This is a genomic window from uncultured Dietzia sp. (assembly GCF_937873725.1).
Lineage (GTDB): Bacteria > Actinomycetota > Actinomycetes > Mycobacteriales > Mycobacteriaceae > Dietzia.
This window is the reverse complement of the sequence record NZ_CALMYY010000059.1, coordinates 1-3002: the sequence shown is the minus strand read 5'-3', so window position 1 is coordinate 3002 and position 3002 is coordinate 1. Positions and strand designations below refer to the sequence as shown.

Annotated in this window: 3 protein-coding genes; 2 read left to right on the top strand and 1 reads right to left on the bottom strand. The window is 75.4% G+C overall.

From position 1 onward, the window contains the following. The first annotated feature begins 96 nt into the window (after positions 1-96). Positions 97-1005, top strand: a complete 909-nt coding sequence (locus tag Q0444_RS05490; RefSeq protein WP_291080427.1) for a DUF5926 family protein — start codon at positions 97-99, stop codon at positions 1003-1005. Positions 1006-1094: 89 nt separating this feature from the next. Beyond that, the gene (locus tag Q0444_RS05485) at positions 1095-1940 is read left to right on the top strand and encodes a hypothetical protein (protein WP_291080429.1); all 846 of its coding nucleotides are present in this window, start codon (positions 1095-1097) and stop codon (positions 1938-1940) included. 16 nt (positions 1941-1956) lie between these two features. Here Q0444_RS05485 and Q0444_RS05480 read toward each other — a convergent pair. Then, a partial coding sequence (locus tag Q0444_RS05480) for an LCP family protein (RefSeq protein WP_299021965.1) occupies positions 1957-3002 on the bottom strand: 1046 nt, incomplete at its 5' end.

Here is a 3002-nt window from a genome sequence, read left to right as displayed (position 1 = left end):
CCGCTTCTGCCGCGCCCCCCCGCTTCTGCCGCGCCCCGCCGCCGGAGTCCGGTGTCCGGCGGACGGGCCGTGGCGGTGCCCCGTATCGTGGGCGTCGTGGGTAGACGTCATCGCCATAATGAGCCCAAGTCCGGCGGCAACCGCCAGGCAAAGATCGCCGCACGAGCGGCCGAGCGTGAGGAACTGAGCGTCGAGCCGCGGCCGTTCGCCGGGTTCGCCGGGGAATGCGACATGGTCGCGATGCGCGAGTTCGTGCCGTCCGCCACCACGCGCCTCGCCACGCCCGGAGACGGCCGGGACATCACGCTGGCCACCGTCCTGCCCGGTGCCATCGCCGGCCTGGTGCGCGACGAGTTGCTGGGCGGCGAGGCCCTGGTGGGGCTCCAGGTGCAGGTCCACGGACCGGACCCGGCCGCCGACCTGGCGTACGCGGTGGACTGGGCCTCGCGGGCCGGGGGCGGCGAGACGCTGACCAGCTCGCACCCGAGCGACTCCACCCCGGCGTTGGCCGACGTCGTGGTGGCCGACGCCCCGCTGGAGATCGCGGTCCACCCGGACTTCTCGTGGTGGCTCGCCGACGGCGCCCAGGTCAGCCCCGAGATCGCCCAGGCCATCAAGAACGCCAACGAGGTCATGATGCCCTCCGCCCGCGTCACCGCCGACGGCATCGAGGCGGCCTGGTGGGTCGACGCCGGGGAGAAGGCCCACATCCGCTGGGTGCGACCGGAGGACGAGGACGCACTGTTCGAGGCGCTCGCGCGCGTCCACGCCGCCGGTGGCCTCCACCTGGGCGAGGGTTCGCGGTTCGCCGGGTCGTTCCGGACCCACGGGCTGCTCGTGCCGGTGTTCGACCTGGACCCGGAGATGCATCACCAGGAGTGGGCGCCGGGCCTGCAGGAACTCGACGCGCGTCTGGGCGAGGCGCTCGCACAGGAGGGGCCGCTCGGCTCGGACGAGCGCGCCTCCCGCGACGGGCTGCGCGCGCGCCAGGTCACCCTGCGCTGATCCGGCACCGACCCCCGGCCGCGGCCGGGGGCCTCTAGTATCCGTTCGTGCGGCGACGAGGTCGCCGATCAGGACGTGGAGCTCAGGGGGTGGGATCGGCCGTGGTCGACCAGCGGGGGACAGGCGACGACGAGCCGCCCCGGCCTCCCGGGGTGACCGTCCCGCCGTGGCTGCGGACCGGGCCGACCGCCGACCCGTCGGTGCCGTCCCCGCCCGCGGTTGACCAACCGGACGCCGGGCATCAGGAGCGCCCCCGTGAGCCCGCCCCCGCCCGCATCCGGCTGGGCGCGTCGCGGCACGGGGGTGAGCCGCCCGCGGCGATCGGGGACCCCGGCCGGGCGGAGGACCTGTCCTCGCTGCCCTTCGGCTCCGGGCGGGCGGGATCCACGCGGCGGGACCGGGAGGGCCGCGCCGCCCCCGAGACCGCGTCCCCGCCCGGTCCCGGTGCGCGGTCGCGTCGCCTCGGCCTCGCCGCGGCAGCCGGCGTGGCCGTGCTGACCGGGTCGGCGGTCCTGGGGTTCGTCCTCACCCGCGGGGTCGTGGCACCGACGGGCGAGGAGCCGACGGGCTGCGTCGCGGTCTCCGGGCCGGGCCGCGTGGCGGGTGACGGGCCGGGGTCGCTGGACGGCCCGCTCGAGGCCGTGCTCGCGTTCGACCACGCCTACTACGTCGAGCGGTCCGCGGCGAAGGCGTTCGAGGCGGTCTCGCCGACGAGCCGGATGACGGAGGAGCAGCTCCGTACCGACGGGGTGGACCGGGTTCCCCCGGGCACCACCCACTGCGTCGACGCGCGGGAACTGTCGCCCACGCTCCTCGAGGTGACCCTGACGGAGACCCCGCCGGACGGCGAGCCGGTGATCATCCGGCAGCGTGTCCGGGTGGCGGAGAACCCGGACGGCACGTGGGGGATCGTCTCGATCACCCCGGCGGGGTGAGCCGGGCGGGCTCCGCTCAGGGCCCGGACTCGAGGTAGTCCTGCGGTGGGGTCCGCCCCGAGGCGACGGCGTCGAAGAACTCGGTCGTGCTGGGGCCCCACACCAGGTAGGAACCCACGTCGCCGGACTCCATGCCGTCGTACGGTGCGGTCACGGTGAGCGGGTCGCCCCGGAGCTTCCACATCACCGAGGCGAGGTTCCAGATGTGGTCGCCGGTGTCCACGGTCGCGGACGCGGCGGCGGAGTCGACCAGGGGCAGCGCGGTGAACGGGTTGAGCAGGATCCCCGGGGACATGGTCTTGCGCATGAGCGCGCCCAGGAACTGCCGCTGGTTGCGGACCCGCTGGAGGTCCTGTTCGGCGAACCCGTAGCGGGTCCTGACGAACCCGAGGGCCTGCGGGCCGGTCAGGGTCTGGCACCCGGCGGCCAGGTCGAGGCCGGCCAGCGGGTCGTTGATCGGCTCGTCCAGGCAGAGGTCCACGCCCCCGACCGCGTCGACGATCCCGGCGAAGCCGCCGAAGCCGATCTCCGCGTAGTGGTCGATCCGGACCCCGCTCTGTTCCTCGAGGGTCTGGGTCAGCAGGGCCGGGCCGCCGAACGCGTAGGCGGCGTTGAGCTTGTTCTGCCCGTAACCGGGGATGTCGACCAGCAGGTCGCGGGGCAGCGAGATGAGCATGGTCCTGCCGCCGTCCCGCGGCGTGTAGACCAGCATCATGGTGTCGGTGCGTCTGCCGCCGGCGTCGGATTCCGACCCGGTCGACAGCTGGGCCTGCTGCTCCGGGGTGAGCCCCTCGCGGGAGTCCGTGCCCACCAGCAGCGTGACGGTGCCCGGGGTCTTCCCGCCGCGGCCGGGGTAGTCGGTGAGGGCGTCGATCCGCTGCAGGGTGGAGTCGGCCCAGATCACGCCCGCCACGCCCAGGGTGAGGACCACGACCAGGATCAGGCCCAGGATGCGCAGGGGGCCCGGTCGGCGGGTGCGGGGCGCCCGGCGGTCGCGGGGGGGCGCAGCGGGCCCGCGGCCCCCCCCCGCGGGGCCCTGGGCCCCCCGGGCGACCGGGGCGG